Below are 21,206 nucleotides of genomic sequence, written 5' to 3' on the forward strand. Positions count from 1 at the left end.
TTTTGTCCCTGCTCTCCTAATGTGTGGTTCTCCCCCACAGGTTGTGGGTGAAAACCGAAACTTGCTTTACGGTTGGCACGTTCTTCTAACCACCATGGTGAGAAGAAACGCACCTTCCATCTGTATCTGCTAAATCACTATTGCGTATGCAATCCGTAGTCTTAGGCAACGATAGAGCGGTTGAGCTCGTTCAGACGTGACTGGACGGTGCCGTCAAGAATCTCGTCTCCAACTTGAACCTTGAGTCCACCTATTACCTGAGGATCAACGGTGATGTCTAGCTTCAGTTCTTGTCCATAGGCTTGTGAAAGCCCACGGCGCAACTTTTCGATGTGTGCGTCGGTTAGAGGTCGGGCTGATACAACACGTGCAACCGAGCGTTTTTGACGTTTGACGATAATTTCAACGAATTTTTCTGCCAAACGTGCAGGTGTCATTCCGCGAGGTGCGACGCTCACACGTTCAATCAACAACTGGCCTTCAGCTGTTGCTGGAGAACCAGCAAGAGTGAGGGCAAGTTTTTTCTTTGCTTCTGGTAGTGCACGGTCGTCGGTAAGAGCGATCTGTGCTTGTGCAGAAGAATTCAAAGTGTTGATGAAAGTGAGTAGTTCATCAAGAACCGTCTCCAAAGTGTTGGTGCCTGCGCGTACCTCTGCAGCTTGAGCTGTTGCATCAACAGCCACGTGCTCGAGAGCATCAGCTAAATCACGTTCAGCAGACCAACGTGCAGTTGCAGCCGCTACAAAAACGTTCAGTGCTGACTCTGAGACCTTACCGCGAAATACTTTCTGAACAATTCCTTCGCGTGCTTGTTCACTACGAGAAGGGTCGGTCAGAGCGCGTCGCAGACCGCCATCAGCGTCTAAGACGTCAACAACAGCAAACAGCTCTTTAGCAAGATAGTCAGGACTTACTGCACGCTGTGCAGTAAGAACCGCTTCCACCTTCTTCAGTGATTCAGTAGATACTCCTGCCATTACCGAGCTACACCTGCGTTCTGTTGCTCGGTTTCAAGGTCAGCAAGAAAACGATCTACTACACGAGCTGATCGCTCATCATCGTTAAGGGATTCGCCAACAATTTTGCCAGCCAAAGATGTTGCTAAAGTTCCTACCTCAGAGCGAAGAGAAACTAGAGCAGCTACACGTTCGGCTTCGATAGTCTTCTGTGCATTATCGGTAATGCGCTGAGCCTCAACAGTTGCACGTTCTTTGAACTCAGCAAGAATTGCTTCACCCTCAGTACGAGCTTCTTCGCGAATCTTCTGTGCTTCCAAACGAGCGCTTTCAAGCTGTTGGTTGTACTCTTCGCGTGCTGCGGCCGCTTCTGCCTGAGCTTTTTCAGCTTTAGCAAGACCGCCCTCAATAGCCTCTTTACGTTCCTGATAGATCTCTTCGAACATCGGGATAACGTATTTGGTAACGATGAGGAGGAGGATCAGGAACCCGATGAAGACAATGACCATTTCCCAAACGCTCGGGAAGAGAGGGCTAACGCTGTGCTCCTCTCCAGCAGCCATCAAATATGACATAGGGAAAATTCCTGTTCTATAGATTAGAGAATAAGGCCTGAGCCTTTATTACATAATGAACGCGAGAATGAGACCCAAAACTGCAAGTGCTTCAACCAAAGCGAAGCCCATGAAGAGCATTGGCTGAAGAGTGCGCTGTGACTCAGGCTGACGAGCAACGCTAGTCATGTAAGCAGCGAAGATTAGACCAACGCCAATACCGCCACCGATAGATGCAAGACCGTAGCCGATAACACTCAGGGAGCCTGCGATTGCCATGTTGTTTCCTTTCAACAGTGCTCGTTTGTGTTCTTGTTTCAACGAGCAGAGTTTTGATTATGTGGTGATTACCCGCATGTTACGGGATGCTATATCCTTCAAGCTCTTGATGAACTTGAGAAAACTTTTTTAGTGTCCTTCTGAAACTGAACCCTGAAGATAGACAGCTAGAAGCAACGTGAAGATGTACGCCTGAATGCACTGAATCATCAATTCAAGGAAGTAGAAGAACAAACCGAGAGCACCAGAACCGATAGCTGCAAGAGAACCAAATCCCCCCACCTCAACAATGAGGTACTGAGTCAAAGAAGCAGCAACCAAAATTGCCATATGCCCACCGAACATCGTCGCAAAAAGACGAAGCGCGTGTGTAACAGGACGAATCAGAAGATTTGAGAGGAACTCAATCGGCACAAGAATGATATAAAGAATGGGAGGAACACCAGAAGGCATGGTGAGATCTTTAAAGAAAGCCCCAAAGCCCTTGCGCTTAATACCTACACCAACCCATGTAAACCATGCGAAGCCTGCCATCACATAGGCTGCACCGGCGTGAGACATCGGAGGTAGCTGAATACCAGGAATAGAACCAAACAGGTTATTAACTAAGATGAAGAAAAAAGCAGTAAAAAGCAAAGGAACAAAGGGCTTATATGCCTGAGCACCGATGAGTTCTTTTGCTAGAGAGTTCCGAATAAAAAGATAACCACTCTCTGCAATGAATTGTTCACGTCCAGGAACCATCGCACGCTTGCGACCTGCATGCATAAAAAATGCTGCAACGATGACAACGGAAAGTATCACCAGCAGCATCTGCTTGCCGAAACCAAACGAACCAATCGTGAAAATATCGGGAAGATGAGTATCTTCAACCGTGGGAGGAACATATCCCGCGGCGGTAACAAGCCCGTTTACGATCAAGGCAAGTCCTTTCTTGCATCAAAGTATTTAGTCAAAATGACCGTGTACATATAAATTATGTTATTGAAAAATAATGTGTGACTCAATGAGGTAGCTAGCCACGGTTCGTCATGTGATACCAAACGAGGTAGAACCCTCCGGAAGCACCTACCAAGGCACCAGCAAAAACTAACCATCGAGTTCCTAAAAAGTGATCCAGCACAAAGCCTACCAAACTCCAGATAGCAATACCCAATATGACATAGAGCAAAGTCATGATTGCCCCAGCAATTCCGCCACCTGCAACAAGCTCTCCCGTAGTACGAAGCTTTTTATCGCCACGCCACCAAGGATTCTGTGCCTTACTCACTCTTCATTTCCTTCACACTTATTCCGACATTTACCTCAATCATGATCAGCAAAATACAAAATGCGCATTGCCATAATGCTCTTCATTGTCATCACTAACCACACCAACGTAACCATCAAAGCGCCAGATAACATCCAACCATTCGTCATCGTTTGCGGCAAAGGAACAACCAGTAGCAACATTGCACCAATCATTACTTTAATGACGTAACACACCACCATTTGGCGTGCCACGTTTGCCATCGAAACACGTTCAGCACGATGAGCCACAAGAACATCTACGCTAAACCATATATGAACGATGAGACTACCTACCAAAAAAGCTAGAAAACCCCAGCGCCCTTGAATAAGTGCTCCCACCATAATACCTGTGATCGTTACTGGAATAACAATTTTACTCACCGAAAAGAAAATGTTTTTCCAGACAGAGCTACTTTTGTTCATGAACAGAACCCTGCTCTTGAATCTCCTCACGAGATTCTTTTTTAAACTTCCTAATCAACTGCGGAGAAAACAAATACACACCAAGCAACACAAAAGTCAACAAACCAGCCCAGATAGCTTCCTGAGTTTCATACGGCAACGTCACAATAGCAAGCACTGAAATAAAAATAGTCAACAACGAAACGACTAAAGCACTCTGAACATGAGACAACCCAACATCCGTTAAACGCTGATAAGCATGCTGACGGTGAGGGCAATACCACTTCTCTCTGCGATAGATACGCAACCAAAGAGTCACACCCGTATCTGCCAAATACACCAAAACAGGAGATAACAAATACTCTAAATACACTCCAGAGAGAAAAGCGCCAACAGCCATTGACGCAATAGAACCACCTAAAAAGTAAGAACCAGAATCCCCCAAGAAAACATTATTTACACTTCTAAGATTCCACGGTAAAAATGCTAAATACGCCAGTGATAAAGCAGACCCACCAATAAACAACCAATTGAGATCATTCACCCAACCGGCATAAGCATAAAATCCGCCAACAATAAAACCGTGCAACCCAGAAATACCGTTCAGGCCGTCCATAAAGTTTGCAACGTTGATATAAGCGGCAATGGCCAAAACCGCTAGAGGAACCCACACCCACGATGTATGCAAAGAATAGGTCAGCAAAGATGTCACTACCACGCCGATAGCAAGTTGAATACCAAAACGCCAAAGAATAGGAACGCCTCGATAATCTTCGAGCCAACCAAGAATTACTGAACCAAGCATTCCCGCCAAAACAGAAAGTGCAACAGAACGGTCGATAGAAATCATGCCGAAAACAATCGCGAGAGTATAAGCGATACAGGTGCCAGCAGCAGCGGCAATACCCATCCCCCTCAATGTCTGACGGTGATGCGAAGAACGTTCAGTTGGAATATCCACCATGTTCCATTTTTTCAGCAAAGGAATAATTGCCCGTGGCAAGAAAAGACTCACCATAAAAGCGACGAAGGCAGGAACCCACATCATAATGTTTTCCACGACAACACCCCATTCTGAAAAGGCACGAGAGGATAACAGGTCATCCTATTTTCGCCCATACCCACGGTGATCAATATAGTTTTGACGCCATTGCGCATAGTCTAAATCTGCTGGTGCAAACGGCGGAACATGAGCATGAGAAATATGTTTGTTCTTCTCGTTCGAAACGTTTTTCTCTTCTTTACTAAAAAGAACTTCCTCTAACTTTTCGCCGTCCCGCAACCCGGTGTATTGAATATCAAGATCAGGGCGCTTATACACATCAAGTATTTGCCGAGCAATTTTCTCGATGGGAACAGGCTGTCCCATATCCAGAACGAGAACTTCGCCACTATTGCCCAAGGCACCAGCAAGAAGGACCAACGCACATGCGTCATCAACCAACATGAAAAATCGGGTGGCTTTAGGGTCTGTCACCGTTAAAGGCTTACTATTACAAATCTGTTTCATAAATAGCGGTTTAACAGAACCTCTGGAACCAAAAACATTTCCAAAACGAACGGAAACATATTTTTTTCCGGTAGTTTTCCCGTACCAGCTACACAGTCTTTCAGCTGTACGCTTAGACTGTCCCAAAGCACTCTTCGGGTCAGCAGCTTTATCAGTAGAGATATTCACAAAAACATCAACCTCTACTTTAGATGCAGCTTCAAGAATGTTAAGTGTTCCTTGAACGTTAGTCTTCCAGCCCTCTTTCGGATTCGACTCAAGAGCAGCCACATGCTTCAACGCAGCAACATGAAAAACCACATGTGGACGATGTTCTTCAAAAGCCTTGTTCACAGCCTCAACGTCACGAATATCAGCAATCACGATACCGTCATCAGCTAGAGAACCAGAATATTTAATTCCATAAAGGGCCTCTAAAAGCAACGTCTCATCACGATCGAGCATGATTAATTTTTCTGGCTCATACTCCATAATCTGACGGCACAGCTCAGATCCAATAGACCCACCAGCACCAGTTACAAGAACACGCTTACCCTGTAAATATTGAAAAATGTCCTGGCGATCAACGTTATAATCAACTTTTCCGCGTACAGACTCAATAATTCTACGATCTATTTCAAGCTCAGGATTTCTCATTAAAGGGTATTCATAATGGAGATTCCCATTCATTCCAGCCGTCACTCCAGCATAATGCAAAAAATCCACACCCAAACTTCGCATCTCCTCCGCAACCGTCTGATACCCCAGCGGCAATTCTTTCTTTGCACAAATAACGGCAGATGCGCCAAGCCTCGTCACCAAATGACGAAGATCTTCACGGGTTCCTCGAATAGGAATACCCTGAATACGATGATTACGTAACGAAGGATCATCATCAACAAGTGCAACAGGATGATAGAGAGAGCTCGGGTCCGATAACAGGTTCGTCACTAATTGTTGCCCAAGAAAACCTGCACCATACACAATCACAGGAACTGCCTTATCAACAGGCGAACGATTCTGATATTCCTGAAGCATCCTCTTAAAATAACGGAACACTGACATAATAATCAGAGCAAAAGGCGCAACAATTAATATTGCTGAGCGAGGCACACCAATATGCCACGAAAACTGAATAAGAACAGCCTGAATAACTGCCACAGCAGATAAAACGGTATACCCCAGAAGCTTCGTCTCTGCAAAAGAACCATACGGTAAACGATTACTGTACAAACCAACGGCATACCCAAATCCAAGCTGAATACTTAGAGCTATCACAGCAACGACAGAAAAACCGAATGGGTTAATCAGCTCAAAACTTCCATACCTCAAGAAGAACCCAATGAATAAAGCAGCAATCCAAGCACCAGCGTCCAAGGCCATACGGTAATAAATCCACCGCTGTTTATGGGCGTGCTCAAGGCGTGCAGAAGAATCATGCACCATATCACTGGACATATCCGTCATGAACATTTTTCCTTCCGCAGGTTATTATCAGCCTGCCCGCTACCAATCAACGACCGAAAAGCCTTTTTACGTAATCCAACAGGAACAAAACGATACACTAGACGAACACCTAAATTCGTCACAAAATCAGTCTTGTTAATCATACCGCCGTTATAAAGAGTCTGTTGCACTTTCACATCCTTAGTAAAAGCGCCCACACCACCACGACGGGTATACACACCAGCACCAGTACGATATTTCACCAAAGAATCAGCAATATTCTGGAACACAAAGCCAGCAGCATTCATACGGCTCCACAACCAATAATCCTCAGCTCCGGGGACTTCCTCATAACCCCCAACAGCCTCCACTGCAGACTTACGAAAAATCACCGTAGGATGAAACATCGGATTTCGATGAGCAAAAGCAGAACGAATCTGCTCAGAACCAAGAACAGCATGCCGTTCAGACTCAATATAAGAAGCATCCAAAGATACTTCAAACATCGACGAACCAAGCACCGCAACATTCTTGCCAACCAACTCAGGAAGCTGACGTTCAAAACGATGCGGTAAAGAAATATCGTCAGCATCAGCACGAGCCACTACATCATAGGAACATTCTTTAAGACCCTCATTCAAAGCATTTGCAAGACCCGCATTACGAGGTAACGAAACCACCTTAATCGGACACACCTCACCTTTTCGAGAACGAGCACACCAACGCTCAATTACCTCATCTAACTCAGGTGTTAGAACACCATCTTTGACCAAAACAAACTCATCAGGAGCTCGATTCTGCTCAACCGTATTCGAGGCAATAGCACGGTCAAGGAAACGTGCATCATCACGAGAATAAGTGCTCATCAACACCGAAAACTTCTGCTCAGGCGAAGAACACGACACACACTGCTGACGAACATCTGAAAAATCATACGCCCCAGCAAGCACGTCCTGATTAGAACGAAAAGGCTTCAAAGAACTTTTAATACCATGATAGAAATAGCCGGCATATTTTTTTTTCTTTGAAGTACGCAATAAAGTACTACACCACAGTCTTACCGTAGAACCGCTGTACAGCACTTTTTCTAAAGGAGTGAGCGTACGACAACGTGTAAACACCCATATCTTATTACGCACATCATTATAAAAACGTTTCCCGGGGTCAGCATCTGTTGTGCCGAAAGTCTTAGTATGGTGAACCACCACAGAATCATCCACAGCAATAGCATGCCGATGATGAGCCAAACGCGTAGAATACTCAAAATCATCATTCCAGATGAAAAAATCAGCCCAAGGCAACCCCACACGACGCATCACAGCAGCATCCATGAGCAACGACACAAAAGACCCAGAACGAATTGGACGCCCACCCACTTTTTGCGCCAACTGATGTTGACGACGAGTAGCCCCAAACATGGTACGCATCGTATTCATCGGATGGTCAAGACCGTTCTTCCACACCACACGAGAAGCAACAAAAGCAGGGCGTTCCGAACGAATCACCGAATAATCACGCCACGCGCGATAACTGGCTAAAAGAGTATTTTCTAAAGGCTGAGTATCGTCGTCCATCACCCACACCAAATCTGCCTGATGAGTAAACAACGCACGATCAATACCAACAGCAAAGCCACCAGCGCCACCAGTATTTTTAGATAAATGAATAATATCTAAAGGAATGTCATATTCAAGGTTATCTAAATATGCAGCCGTCCCATCAGTAGAATCATTATTTACCACCACAACACAATCAGGACGGCAAGCACCCTGTCGTATTCCCTCCATGGTCATACGCAGAAGATCCAACCTGTTATAGGTCACAACGACCGCTACAATATGGTCCTGAGAACTCGTCGCTGAGTTAGGTACTCGTTGGGAGCTATGAAGATGCGACATTACCTCTAGACCATAACCTTTCTAGGATTCATACAACTCTAAGCACCTGCTAAGAGCTCAAATCGTCGATGCCCTCTACTTATCAGTATTGAACAACTCTAGCTAGTTTACTGAACATCAGACGGTGATACCCCTTTTATCACCCATAAGATACCTAAAAGGTTGCTGTGTCTGTTAGTGATTTTGCACCACTTATGATTATGTTAGGTATATCAGCCCGTCATTAACCTTATCGACGGGTCTAGAAAGGGGACATTGTGGCTGAGGCAAGCTGGAAAGTTATTGGAGCAAGCGGATTCGTCGGGTCGTCCATTATTGCACGTCTACAAGCAGACGGCATCGACAGCGACCCTATCGAAGCTCCTCGTCTTGCAACATCACAGACAAATCCGCAAGCACTCATCAAAGAAGCCTATAGGCTCGAAGGAATCATCAACTCTCTGGCTGATTCTTTTGCTGGAGCAGACGTCGTCATTAACGCATCAGGATTAGCTGCCCCACACCAACAAGAGTTAGCACCTCTCATCGGAGCCAACGCCCTGCTACCAGCAGTTATCGCTATTGCAGCCCAACGTACCGGTGTCAAAAGAATACTTCACATGTCATCTGCCGCAGTACAAGGTTCCTCCCCCGTACTCAACAACGAAATCAAAACCTCACCCTTCTCGGCATATTCTTTCTCAAAAGCACTCGGAGAAAAAGTACTCCTCATGCTCTTAGAAGAATCACAACAACACGCTCGCACACCAGAAATATGTATTATCCGTGCAACCAGTGTGCAAGGCTCAGGACGTAAAACCACAGAATCCTTTGCAAAAATTGCGTCTTCATTCCTCGGCTCAGTTGCCGGAACAGGTCAGCAATCCTCACCTGTTTCATCATCCTACGCATTAGCAGAATTCGTGTCCATGGTCGGTCAATTCCCTCAACGACTACCAGCAATCGTTGTTCAGCCGTGGGAAGGAAGCACCTGCTCCTCCGTTCTCATTGATGCTGGTCGACGACGCCCATTCACCCTACCTCATCAACTATGCCAAGGCATCGTTAGAAGCGGCTACGCTTTCTCACGCCTTTTAGACGACCGTTTTCAAGGCACTGTACGCCGTGTAGAAGTCATGTGGTTCGGACAAAGAATAGATGACTCTTGGGCACGTCATCATGGGCTCATTCCAGAACCAAGAATCCAAGAAGTCCTCAGAAGCGCTCATCTTGCCCTTGGACGCAAAAAAGACCGAAAATACCACTCCTCTTAAATGCCATAAAAACCCATAAGTATGGGGGGGCTTCTCACCTTGGTTACCTTGGTGAGAAGCCCCCCATACTTTTATAAGTACAACAGATTATTCTGTTGAATCCTCGTCTTCGATACCGTCAAACACCAACGAATGAGCCTGAGCAGTACTCAACGGCTTCGTCACCGTCGTATCTAACGGCTGACGGACAGAACGCACCGGCTGAGCCAAAGAACGACGCTGATCAATACCAGATACCGGTGAAGACTCCGAAACAAGACGTTCATGTAAACTACCCGAAGCCGGCACTGGTGCTTGACGATAACTAGGAGTATCCGACGACTCATCAGGCTCTAAAAAGTCATCATCAAGTTCAGAGAATTCATCATGATTCTCCTGAGGATCTTTCAACTGGCTACGAGACTCTAACTCAGCTTTCGTGACAATCTCCGGAACAACTTCACGTAAAGCATCAAGAGAAATAGCACCCTCACGAACAACGACAGCCTGCTCCCCCGTGCAATCCACAATAGTAGAAGCCACCGGAACAGTATGCTCAGCACCCTCACCGTCAAGAGCACGAGAACCAGCATCAAGAATTAGCTCAACATCGTCACCTAACTGGTCTAAAGCTTCTTGCGCGTCCACCGCGGCAGGACGACCTGTCTTATTCGCAGAAGACACCGCTAACGGGCCCGTTAAACGAAGCACATCAATAGCAACCTCATCGTCAGGAACACGAAGAGCGACAGTTCCTTGAGTATCCCCCAAATCCCAGTTCAAAGACGGCTGAGAGTAACAAATAATGGTGAGTGCACCGGGCCAAAACGCTTCTGCCAAAGCAGAAGCATCAGCAGAGAGCTCATCAGCAAGGCCAGGTAAAACAGAAGAACTATAAATCAACACCGGCGGAGGCATACGCCGTGAACGCCCCTTAGCAGAGAGTAACTTAGTAACCGCTTCAGGAGAAAACGCATCAGCGCCGATACCATACACGGTATCGGTAGGAAGAACAATCGTTTTCTTCTCTTTAATAGCTTTCTGAGCAGCAGCAAGCGCCTCAGTACGGTTCTGTTCGGTATCGGTTGAATACAGGGTAGCTTTCACGTGGTTTATTCTCTCATGTTCTCAAAGAACTCTACGGATATTCTCTTAATTATTCTGCGAATAATTCGGTTTCTCACCGGCAGTATGTCGTGCACGAGAGGCTAAATCGTCAATAGATTCAATAGCGTTGAACCCTAAAGACTCAAAAGTCTCAACCATCACCTCACGCTGAGTCTGAGCATGCTCCATGATGCAATACCCACCAGGCTTCAGAAGTTCAAAAGCCCGAGAGGCAATAGCCCGCGGAATTCTCATACCGTCCTCACTACCACCATAAAGCGCCATATGAGGGTCGTGTTCACGGACTTCCACATCACACGGAATAGCGTTCTCAGGGATATACGGAGGATTACTAACAACAATATCGTAGCTCCCCTCTTCTCCCTCGAGAGCATCTCTGGCATCAGCTTGCACCAAGCGAACGCCCGTTCCTTGAAGATTACGCTCTGCCCAAGCATACGCCAAATCGCTCAGCTCAACAGCTGTCACCTCTACATGAGGTCGTTCTGTTGCCAAAGCCGCCGCAATAGCACCAGAACCAGTACACAAATCAAGAATACGGATAGGAGAATCTATAACAGAACGTAACCTATCTACACGCCCTAAAGCGTGTTCGACAAGAAGTTCTGTTTCAGGACGAGGAATAAAAACACCAGGCCCAACAGACAATTTAAGAGAACGGAAATACGCAACACCGGTAAGATGCTGCAACGGAATCCGCTCAGCCCGTAAAGACACCAGTTCCTCGTATCCGGCAGGAACAGGCGCACCCACTAACGCTAAGGCTTGAACTCTCCCGCGAGAAATAACCTCTCCGGTTTCTTGTTCCAGAAGATGCGCTACAAGTAGCTGAGCATCAGCCTCAGCCTGATCGATTCCAGCTTCTGCTAAGTGCGCCGATGCCCGACGAAGAGCGGAATCAAGCTCCTCATCGGGCATAAGCATAAACTCTGAACTCAAGAATCTAGTTCTCTTCCTGACCTAACTGCTCCAGACGAGCCGCTTCGTCCATGGCAATAGCAGACTGAACTACCGCTTCGAGGTCTCCGTTAAGTACCGCATCAAGGTTATAGGACTTATATCCAGTACGGTGATCAGCAATACGGTTCTCAGGGAAGTTATAGGTGCGGATACGTTCAGAACGATCCATGGTACGCACCTGAGAATGACGCTTTTCAGCATTCTCAGCATCAATCTGTTCTTGCTGCCATGCCAGAAGACGAGCACGCAACACACGCATCGCCGCTTCACGGTTTTGAATCTGAGACTTCTCATTCTGCATAGCTACTACAATGCCAGTAGGCAAGTGAGTAATACGCACAGCAGAGTCTGTTGTGTTCACTGACTGACCACCAGGACCAGAAGAACGATACACGTCAATCTTCAAATCATTCTGGTTAATCTCAATTTCTTCAGGCTCATCCACTTCAGGGAATACCAAAACACCGGCAGCTGAGGTGTGAATACGTCCTTGAGACTCAGTAGCGGGAACACGCTGAACACGGTGCACACCGCCTTCGTACTTGAGATGTGCCCAAACACCCTCTGCAGGGTCTGTTGACTGCCCTTTAATAGCAACCTGAACATCTTTATAACCGCCGACGTCGGTGCTCGTCGAAGAAATAATCTCTGTCTTCCAACCCTTAGACTCAGCATAACGAGAATACATGCGTAACAAGTCTGCAGCGAAAAGACTTGCTTCGTCTCCGCCTTCTCCGCCTTTGACTTCAAGGATGACGTTACGTCCATCGTCAGGGTCACGAGGAATGAGAAGACGGTGTAATTTTTCGGAGGCCTCGTCAAGTTGTTGTTGTAGAACAGGGACTTCTTCAGCGAAGTCTGGGTCTTCGGAAGCCATTTCTTGAGCTGCTTGCAAGTCTTCAGTCAAAGTGTTGACACGATGATAAGCCTCAACGATACCGTTCAACTCAGAATAGCGTCGCCCCAGTTTACGGGCTTTACCCTGATCTGCGTGAACTGCTGGGTCTGCTAGTTGTTTCTGAAGATCAGCATGCTCATCAAGCAGAGACTGAATTTCGTACAAAATATGCCTTCTTTACTATCCGCGAGAGCGTCCATCCCTCGACTTTTAGTGCAAATAATAGTGGTCGATATGATACGTGTGTGCCGTCTCATCAAAAGACGGCACACACCAACTATCTCTAGTCTCCTGTATTCGTTCCCAAACCGGACTTTTGAACGGTCAAAAGGAACTCAACATTTGATTGGGTTTCGCGTAGCTTTGAGGTGAGTACGCCAAGAGCCTGCTCTTGTTCCAGACCAGCAAGAACACGACGCAAACGCCACATAATCTTAATTTCTTCTGGTGAAAGAAGATTCTCTTCACGGCGAGTACCCGAAGAGGTAACATCCACCGCAGGGAAAATTCGCTTATCTGCCAGCTGACGAGATAGACGCAATTCCATGTTGCCAGTGCCTTTGAACTCTTCGAAGATGACCTCATCCATCTTAGAACCAGTCTCAACCAATGCGGTGGCAAGAATGGTCAAGGAGCCGCCTTCTTCAATGTTGCGTGCTGCACCGAAGAATTTCTTAGGTGGGTACAGTGCCGCAGAGTCTACACCACCAGAGAGGATACGACCAGAAGTCGGCGCTGAAAGGTTATAGGCACGTCCCAAACGAGTCATCGAGTCAAGTAGAACAACAACATCCAGCCCCTGTTCAACAAGGCGCTTTGCGCGTTCAATAGCGAGTTCAGCAACGGTTGTGTGGTCATCTGCGGGACGGTCAAAGGTCGAAGCAATCACTTCACCCTTGACAGTGCGCTGCATGTCGGTGACCTCTTCAGGACGTTCATCAACAAGCACCATCATCAAGTGAACTTCAGGGTTATTAGTCGTAATCGCATTAGCGATGGACTGAAGCATGAGAGTCTTACCTGCTTTAGGAGGTGAGACAATCAATCCACGCTGTCCTTTACCAATCGGTGCAATGAGGTCAACCACACGGGTGCCCAGTTTCTTCGCATCGGTTTCAAGACGTAGACGTTCTTGAGGGTATAGCGGGGTAAGTTTGCTAAAGTCACGACGGTTCTTTGAAGTCTCAGGGTCAAGACCATTGATAGAGGTCAGCTGTAGTAGCGCGTTAAACTTTTGACGGTTGTTGTGCTTATCGTTTTCACGAGGAGCGCGGATAGCACCGACGATAGCATCGCCTTTACGTAGCCCGTATCGTTTGACTTGATTGAGTGAAACGTAGACGTCAGAAGGTCCGGGGAGGTATCCGGAGGTACGTACAAACGCATAGTTTTCGAGGACATCTAAGATACCGGCGACAGGAACGAGTACATCGTCTTCGCTGATTTCTGGTTCGTCGTAATCATTGTGATGGCGTCGGTTGTTCCGGTTGCGACGTTCGTTTTGGCGTTCGCGTCGGTTGTTTCGGTTGCGTCCACGGCGGTCTTCATCAGGACCATGTGAATTTTCGCGCTCGCGGTCGTTACGGTCACGGTCTCCACGCTCACGGTCACGGTCGTTACGGTCTCCACGGTCACGGTCGTTACGGTCATGACGATTACGAGTACGCTTACGCTGAGGACGCTCATCATCCTCAAAACGTTCTGAACTCTCATCAGCAACAGAAACATCCTCAGCAGAAGTATTCTCTACCTCTTCAGAAGAAACATTCTTCTTCTCATCATGCTTCTGCTCAGAACCCTTACGGCGACGATCAGTACGAGTACGAGTACGGCGAGTAGTCTTCTCAGACTCCCCCGCCTCCCCATTCTCTTGCTCCTGAGCTGAAGATTCTTCAGAAGACGGTGAAAGGCTCTTCTCCTGAGCGTTACGGGAAGAACGACGACGCGTAGTTTTCTTTTCACTCTTCTCGGTCTTTGACGGCTGAGCAGAATCTGCTTCACCCGCTTCGCTAGAAGTCTCTACCTCAGCAGCAGAAGATTCCTCAACCTTCTTTGCACCACGGACGGTACGCTTACGAGTAGTTTTTTGAGCTTTAGCAGGTTTCTGCTCCTGAGATTCAGCACTTTGCTCTTCGCGCTCAGCCATTGCACCACCACGCTGATGGTTAGAAATAGCTTCAACAAGATTAGATTTACGCATACGTCGTGCACCCGTAATACCTAGCTGTACTGCTAGAGATTGAAGCTGAGTAAGTTTGAGAGTGCTCAAAGACGGCGATTTAGTTTCCTCCGCACCAGCGGTACGGTCGGTAGTTTCAGCCAAGAAGGTTCCTTCCCCCTCGATATTCGAAATAAGATTCGGTAATGATCGGCACAACAGAATAAGTGCCACACCAGACATCAGATAGCCCAGTGAATAGTTAACCCACATGCATCCGCACACACCACACACCGACATCGAAAAAGTTGGTGATAGGGCAGACACAATATTCCAAGAAAACAAGGAAAAGAGTTTCTCAAGAGAATGTCATGTGAAAGTTAGACGTCCAAGCGCACGGCTATGCACATGCTTGAAAACGCATACGAATCGTAAAGTCTTCCATTACAAAATATCAGCACTTTACAACATAAAACACGAAATAGCTGCTTCTTAGCTATCCCGCCTTGTGTCAAAGAAACACCATTTTTCTTCACCATAAGAGGTCAGATAACGGTTTCTTCTCCAGTAACTATAGCACCTTCTCTATCAATATCTACAGGTAATACACGCCAAAAAAGCTTTTCTGACCCATATTCGCCAATATCAGAACGCTCAAGGCCCTCAGCAATAGCATCCATCACCTCACTACGCTCCGACATCGAACGGCCCAAAACCATCACCGTCGGTCCAGCACCAGAAATCACCGCACAGTACCCACGCTCACGCAAAAAACACACCAGTTCATACGACGGATGCATCGCATCAGCACGATACTGCTGATGCAACAAATCCTCGGTCGCCGCAAAAAGATGCTCCGGATAAGCATGCAAAGATTGAGTCAATAACCCCGTACGCGCAGAATTTACCGCAGCATCACGATGGCTCACAACCTCCGGAATCAACGCCCGAACACTAGCAGTAGACACCTCATACTCTGGAATCGCAACCACCGGAAAAATTTCTTCATGCACAGCAACATTCAACGTATGCCACTGCCCCAACTCACCATACGACAACGCAAAATTACCCTCTAAACAAGGAGCAACATTATCGGGGTGCCCCTCCATATCCGAACAAATCGTCAAAAGTTCGGCAGCACCCTTACGCAAAGACTCCGGCAACAACGCATTAGCCGCATACACACCAGAAACAATGGCAGCAGCAGAAGAGCCCAAACCTCGAGAATGAGGAATATTATTCTTCGCCCGAAGATGAAGACCAGGCAACCCCTCTAAACCGACAGCCTCCCACAGCCTCATCATCGCTCGAACCACTAGATGAGAACTATCACGAGGCACACTCTGAGAACCAGCACCACAAATATCAAATTCTAAGCCCTCAGAAATGCGGGTCACCTCCAACTCATCGTAATGACACAATGCCACACCCAACGAGTCATAGCCCGGCCCCAAGTTAGCACTCGTAGCAGGAACACGAACACTAACGCGCCGACCCACCGGAATATAATCCGCCACGAAACCACGTGAAATACCAGAAGAAACAGGCATAGAAGTCACACTTTCTCCACAAACACAACAGCACACAAGGAAAAATTACTCCCCTTCTACCGCCACAACAGAAATAATCTCGCGAACACTCTCAAGAGAATCCACAACAGCCATCGTCCGGCGTACCGAAATATCACTTGCACGGTGAGTAACCAAACGAATCACCGCAGAATCCCCCGAACGATCTTTCACCTGACGCACAGCCTGCAACGAAACCCCATGCTCAGCAAAAATACGCGAAACATTAGCTAGAACACCGAGCTTATCTTCAACCCGCAAACCAATAGCAAAACGAGTCACCACTTCGTCCATACCAACAGCACACAAACCAGCATAGGTAGACTCTGGGACGCCTGATCCTCCAAGAACCATACGTCGCGCTAACGACACAAAATCACCTAACACGGCAGAGGCAGTCGGAGCACCGCCTGCACCAGGCCCATAAAACATCAGCTCACCGGCGTCACGAGCCTGAACAAACACCGCATTATACGCATCATGCACAGACGCTAAAGGATGCTCACGCGGAACAAGCGTAGGACTAACACGAATATTAATCCCCTCACCTTGACGCTCACAAATAGCCAAAAGTTTAATAACATACCCATCTAATGCGGCAGCCTGAACGTCCTCCGCAGTGATAGCACTAATACCCTCACAATGTACATCTGCCAGCGTAAACTCAGAATGAAACGCCAACGACGCCACAATTGCAGCCTTAGCAGCAGCATCAAGACCTTCAACATCAGCCGTCGGATCAGCCTCTGCATAGCCAAGCTCTTGTGCCTGCGCTAAAGCATCAGAAAATTGCGCCCCAGTGGTATCCATCTGATCAAGAATGTAGTTAGTCGTCCCATTCATAATGCCCAAAACACGTTGAATCTGATCCCCCGCAAGAGAATCACGTAACGGACGCAGAATAGGGATAGCACCAGCAACGGCTGCCTCATACGAAAGCTGAGCGCCGCTAGCCTTCGCTGCTGCTTGAAGCTCAGCACCATGCTGCGCCAATAAAGCCTTGTTGCCAGAGACCACAGACTTACCAGCGTTAAGAGCACGAAGAATACGAGTACGCGCCGGCTCAATACCGCCGGTAAGCTCAATCACAACATCCGCAGCGTCAATCAATGATTCCGCATCAGTTGTATACAACGATGCAGGAGCATTCCAATCACGAGAACTCGTTACATCACGTACAGCAATACCAATAAGCTCAATATCAGCACCGATACGCTGTCCTAAGGAAACAGCGTCCTCTAAAAGAATACGAGCAACTTGAGAACCAACAGTACCCGCTCCTAAAAGGGCTACCTTAATCTTTTTCATCGGGTACAACTCACCAATCTTTCTATGGATAAGGGGTGTATCGTCTCCTTCCCCATCACAGGAGAGAAGCGCTCATCAACTATCGTTATTCTTGCAGGTTCTACAAAAGAACGCACGCCTTAGCTTAGAGATATCCAAGCGTTACGGCAGTGCGTTCTTTTATGTCGTTATATGAATCAACATCAACTATTGTGTTATTCCTACATCATAAGAAAGCATCTCATCTTCGCTTTGACCGCGAACAATCACAGATGGCTCTCTATAAGTCGCTGTAGAAACCACCGGCGGACGCGTCAAATAGTTGTAGTTTGAGCTCAACGCATAGCAATACGCACCAGTTGCCGGAACAGCCAACATGTCGCCGGAACGGATATCTTGCGGAAGATAAACATAACGCACCACAACATCTCCCGATTCGCAATGCTTACCGACCACACGAGAAAGCACCTGCTCCCCCATGGGAGCACGATTCGCTAAAACTGCCGTATAGTCTGCTTCATACAAGACTGGACGAGCGTTATCACTCATACCACCGTCTACCGACACATACCGGCGGACACGCGTCTGACCATTCTCGTCTTCAACAGCAACGTCTTTGACCGTTCCTACCGTGTATAAAGTCATTCCAGAAGGACCAGAAATAGAACGTCCCGGTTCAAAACTCATATGAGGAATAGGCATCGACAGACGCGCACACGTTTGCGCAATAGAATCTGCTAGTTCTTGAGCAATATGTTCAGCTTCACGCGGAGTATCTGAGCAGGTGTACCCAATACCGTAACCGCCACCTAAGTCAAGCTCAGCAAGGTTGATACCTAGACGCTGATTCAGATATTGCATATATTCAAGCACCTTTGTGGCAGCAGCGATAAAACCATCTGCCTCAAAAATTTGCGACCCAATATGGCAATGCACACCACGAAAATCAAGGTGTTGGCTTTGATGAGCTAACACCGCTGCAACCGTGGCATAAGAATCTTCTTGGCCGATACCCAAACCGGTTAACGTCTGCGAATCTAACCCGCTCAGTTCAGCTGTTCCAGACACCAACGACTGACCAAATTTTTGATCTTCGTGTGCGGTTGCAATGAAATCATGAGTTGAGGCATGAACACCAGGAGTCAAACGCAAAAGTACCGGCGCAATAACACCCATCGATTCAGCAATCCGAGCAATCTGCTGAACTTCAGGCACAGAATCAGCGACGATACGACCAACACCGTACTCTAAAGCACGACGAATCTCAGCGTCAGACTTGTTATTACCGTGTAAAGCAACTTTATGTGCCGGCACACCGGCACGGATAGCTAAAGCAAGTTCCCCGCCCGAAGCAGTATCAAGGTAAAGCCCTTCGTCATCTGCCCAGTGAGCAACAGCGCTACACAGAAAAGACTTACCAGCATAGTAGATAGATACCGGCGCCCCGACTGCTTCAAAAGCTTGCTCAAAAGCAACTCTAAAGGTGCGAGCGCGCCGACGAAAAACAGACTCCGAAAAAACGTATTGTGGAGTGCCGAAACGTTCACGCAGCTGTTCAACCGGTGTTCCGTCGACGAGGAGTTCGCCAGATTCTGCCCGTGAAAAGTTTTGCTCCCAAATGGTAGGTTCAAGAACTTCTGGGTGTTCGGGCATTTGTAGCCACGACGGCGCGTAGAGAGGTGTTTGGTCGCTCACGTTACATTCTTTCTGGTGCGGTTACACCCAGCAGGTATAGCGCGTTGTGAAGCACCTGTGCGGTGGCGTTGTTAAGGAGCAAGCGACTGCTATGTACGGCGGTAATTTCTTCGTCACCACGTGGTGCGACACGTGAAGCACCGTACCAGCGATGGTATGTTCCAGCCAATGTTTCGGCGTAACGTGCTACACGGTGAGGTTCACGGAAGAGCGCTGCTTCTTTGACGGTGTTAGCGTATTCTCCGAGCACGCCAAGGAGCTGAGCGTCGAGTTCAGAGTCAAGCGCTTGTGGGTCAAAGAGGTCGGTGTTCACCCCGGCAAGTTCTGCGTTACGTGCGACAGCGCAGGTACGAGCGTGTGCGTATTGAACGTAGAATACGGGGTTTTCGTTGCTCTGCTTGGTGAGTAGATCAAGGTCAATATCAATATTTGAATCCACAGAGTAGCGTGTCAGGGTGTAGCGTGCGGCGTCTACTCCAACTGCTTCGACGAGGTCTTCAAGGGTGACGATGGTTCCGGCACGTTTAGACATACGTACAGGTTTTCCATCTTTGACGAGATTGACGAGCTGGCCAATCATCACTTCGACGCGATGTGGATCATCGCCAAGTGCGGCGGCAGCAGCTTTAAGACGTGCAGTGTACCCGTGATGGTCTGCACCAAGCATGTAAATGGCGATGTCTGCGGGGTTTTGTGCACGGTGAATCTTATCTTGGAAGTAGGCGATGTCTCCGGCGATATAGGCGGCGTTCCCGTCAGATTTGATGACGACGCGATCTTTATCGTCACCGTAACTGGTAGATTTGAGCCACCATGCACCATCAGCGAAGTACAGGTTTGATGATTCTTTGAGCTTTTCGAGGAGCTCATCGACTTTTCCAGATTCGAAGAGGGAGTTCTCGTGGAAGAACACATCAAATTCCACACCAAACTCTTTCAGAGAGCGTTTGATTTGGGAGAACATGAGTTCGACGCCTTCAGCGCGGAACACTTCTTGGGGGTCTTCACTCTCAAGAGCATGAGGATGAGTTTTGAGAATGTCCTGAGCAATTTCAGAGATGTAGTTTCCACCGTAACCGTCTTCGGGTGCAGGTTCGTTTCGTGCGGAAGCAAGAAGGGAACGTGCGAAACGGTTAATCTGGTTGCCGTGATCGTTGAAGTAGTATTCTCGTACAACGTTTGCGCCTTGAGCTTCGAGAATACGTGCGAGAGAATCTCCTACCGCAGCCCAACGGGTACCACCAAGGTGGATAGGTCCAGTGGGGTTAGCGGAAACATATTCGAGGTTAATGGTTTTTCCGGCGAGGGTGTCGTTGTGTCCGAAGGCTTCTCCAGCTGTGACGATGGTGCGTGCAAGTTCTCCTGCTGCGCCTGCTTCGAGGACAATGTTTAAGAATCCGGGGCCTGCGATGTCTACTGATGCGACACCTGAAATATCTGATATGGGTTGAGAGAGAATCTGTGCAACTTCTCGAGGATTTTTACCCACTTTTTTAGCAAGTTGCAGAGCGATATTGGTCGCCCAGTCGCCGTGTTCACGGTTCTTTGGTCGTTCCACTTTAACGGTGGGAAGTTGTTCTTCACCGTTGAGGGTTAGTTCACCAGCGTTAACGGTGTTAGAGAGGATTTGTGCAATTGCCGTTGAGAGTTCTTCAGGTGTCATGCTGATAAGTTTACCTAAAAGTATCGGTGAGCCAAGTTTCTCTATAGGGTAAATCGTAGATTCGGCGTCTCCTCCCCACTTTTAGATGTTTGGTGTTGTTGATATTGCACCTAAATTGTTCATCGCAAATATCGTCTTCCTCGGGTGCTTCTGGTATCGTGGATAGTCGTTGCATCCATCGTCCGTAGACGATGTAGCACCGTGCCCCCGTAGCTCAGTGGATAGAGCACCAGTTTCCGGAGCTGGGTGTCGAAGGTTCGAATCCTTTCGGGGGCACTTTTTTCTTCCCCAAAGATACTTCTC

At 47.6% G+C, this 21,206-nt stretch carries 18 protein-coding genes and 1 tRNA gene; 2 read left to right on the top strand and 17 right to left on the bottom strand.

Going from position 1 to position 21,206, the window contains the following annotated elements; genetic code table 11:
* Nucleotides 1-161 precede the first annotated feature (161 nt).
* From ACN083_RS03690 to ACN083_RS03730, 9 genes are all read right to left on the bottom strand, one after another.
* Entirely contained in the window at nt 162-977 is an 816-nt protein-coding gene (locus ACN083_RS03690; RefSeq protein ID WP_419101471.1) for a F0F1 ATP synthase subunit delta, read from the bottom strand.
* Nucleotides 977-1,531, bottom strand: a complete 555-nt coding sequence (locus tag ACN083_RS03695) for a F0F1 ATP synthase subunit B (protein ID WP_419101472.1) — start codon at nt 1,529-1,531, stop codon at nt 977-979. Before ACN083_RS03695 ends, ACN083_RS03690 begins: the two co-directional genes overlap by 1 nt.
* A 48-nt stretch (nt 1,532-1,579) precedes the next feature.
* A complete protein-coding gene (atpE, locus tag ACN083_RS03700; protein WP_419101473.1) occupies nt 1,580-1,789 on the bottom strand; it encodes an ATP synthase F0 subunit C in 210 nt (69 codons plus the stop codon).
* Between the two features lie 129 nt (nt 1,790-1,918).
* Entirely contained in the window at nt 1,919-2,710 is a 792-nt protein-coding gene (atpB, locus tag ACN083_RS03705) for a F0F1 ATP synthase subunit A (RefSeq protein ID WP_419101474.1), read from the bottom strand.
* Nucleotides 2,711-2,804: 94 nt separating this feature from the next.
* Entirely contained in the window at nt 2,805-3,059 is a 255-nt protein-coding gene (locus tag ACN083_RS03710; RefSeq protein ID WP_419101475.1) for a hypothetical protein, read from the bottom strand.
* Between the two features lie 35 nt (nt 3,060-3,094).
* Nucleotides 3,095-3,460, bottom strand: coding sequence for a hypothetical protein (locus tag ACN083_RS03715; RefSeq protein ID WP_419101476.1), 366 nt, complete (start codon nt 3,458-3,460; stop codon nt 3,095-3,097).
* A gap of 28 nt (nt 3,461-3,488) precedes the next feature.
* The gene (locus ACN083_RS03720) at nt 3,489-4,541 is read right to left on the bottom strand and encodes an MraY family glycosyltransferase (RefSeq protein ID WP_419101477.1); all 1,053 of its coding nucleotides are present in this window, start codon (nt 4,539-4,541) and stop codon (nt 3,489-3,491) included.
* 45 nt (nt 4,542-4,586) lie between these two features.
* A complete protein-coding gene (locus ACN083_RS03725; RefSeq protein ID WP_419101478.1) occupies nt 4,587-6,437 on the bottom strand; it encodes a polysaccharide biosynthesis protein in 1,851 nt (616 codons plus the stop codon).
* Nucleotides 6,434-8,314, bottom strand: coding sequence for a glycosyltransferase (locus ACN083_RS03730; protein ID WP_419101479.1), 1,881 nt, complete (start codon nt 8,312-8,314; stop codon nt 6,434-6,436). The genes ACN083_RS03725 and ACN083_RS03730 overlap by 4 nt, the downstream gene beginning before the upstream one ends.
* 257 nt (nt 8,315-8,571) lie before the next feature.
* On the opposite strand from ACN083_RS03730, the gene ACN083_RS03735 reads away from it, so the two are divergent.
* Nucleotides 8,572-9,567, top strand: a complete 996-nt coding sequence (locus ACN083_RS03735) for an NAD-dependent epimerase/dehydratase family protein (protein WP_419101480.1) — start codon at nt 8,572-8,574, stop codon at nt 9,565-9,567.
* 87 nt (nt 9,568-9,654) lie between these two features.
* Here ACN083_RS03735 and ACN083_RS03740 read toward each other — a convergent pair whose 3' ends face one another.
* The 8 genes from ACN083_RS03740 to argS all read right to left on the bottom strand — a co-directional run bounded on the left by ACN083_RS03740 (nt 9,655) and on the right by argS (nt 20,903).
* Nucleotides 9,655-10,653: an L-threonylcarbamoyladenylate synthase gene (locus tag ACN083_RS03740; protein ID WP_419101481.1), complete on the bottom strand. Its 999-nt coding sequence runs from the start codon at nt 10,651-10,653 to the stop codon at nt 9,655-9,657.
* A gap of 45 nt (nt 10,654-10,698) precedes the next feature.
* Nucleotides 10,699-11,613 (bottom strand): peptide chain release factor N(5)-glutamine methyltransferase, encoded by a 915-nt coding sequence (gene prmC, locus ACN083_RS03745; RefSeq protein ID WP_419101482.1) that lies wholly within the window; start codon nt 11,611-11,613, stop codon nt 10,699-10,701.
* Between the two features lie 4 nt (nt 11,614-11,617).
* Complete coding sequence (gene prfA, locus ACN083_RS03750) at nt 11,618-12,697, bottom strand: peptide chain release factor 1 (protein WP_419101483.1); 1,080 nt, start codon at nt 12,695-12,697, stop codon at nt 11,618-11,620.
* 118 nt (nt 12,698-12,815) lie between these two features.
* Nucleotides 12,816-14,855 (bottom strand): transcription termination factor Rho, encoded by a 2,040-nt coding sequence (rho, locus tag ACN083_RS03755; protein ID WP_419101484.1) that lies wholly within the window; start codon nt 14,853-14,855, stop codon nt 12,816-12,818.
* A gap of 380 nt (nt 14,856-15,235) precedes the next feature.
* The gene (gene thrB, locus ACN083_RS03760) at nt 15,236-16,240 is read right to left on the bottom strand and encodes a homoserine kinase (RefSeq protein ID WP_419101485.1); all 1,005 of its coding nucleotides are present in this window, start codon (nt 16,238-16,240) and stop codon (nt 15,236-15,238) included.
* A 45-nt stretch (nt 16,241-16,285) separates the two neighbouring features.
* Complete coding sequence (locus tag ACN083_RS03765) at nt 16,286-17,566, bottom strand: homoserine dehydrogenase (protein ID WP_419101486.1); 1,281 nt, start codon at nt 17,564-17,566, stop codon at nt 16,286-16,288.
* 186 nt (nt 17,567-17,752) lie between these two features.
* Nucleotides 17,753-19,240 carry a diaminopimelate decarboxylase gene (gene lysA / locus ACN083_RS03770; protein ID WP_419101487.1) on the bottom strand — a complete coding sequence of 496 codons (1,488 nt, stop codon included), beginning with the start codon at nt 19,238-19,240 and terminating at the stop codon, nt 17,753-17,755.
* Nucleotide 19,241: 1 nt separating this feature from the next.
* Nucleotides 19,242-20,903: an arginine--tRNA ligase gene (gene argS, locus ACN083_RS03775; protein WP_419101488.1), complete on the bottom strand. Its 1,662-nt coding sequence runs from the start codon at nt 20,901-20,903 to the stop codon at nt 19,242-19,244.
* A 203-nt stretch (nt 20,904-21,106) separates the two neighbouring features.
* Here argS and ACN083_RS03780 point away from each other — a divergent pair.
* Nucleotides 21,107-21,179 (top strand) — tRNA-Arg (locus ACN083_RS03780).
* Nucleotides 21,180-21,206 lie beyond the last annotated feature (27 nt).

This window comes from Rothia sp. CCM 9418, assembly GCF_048512825.1.
Classification (GTDB): Bacteria; Actinomycetota; Actinomycetes; order Actinomycetales; family Micrococcaceae; genus Rothia.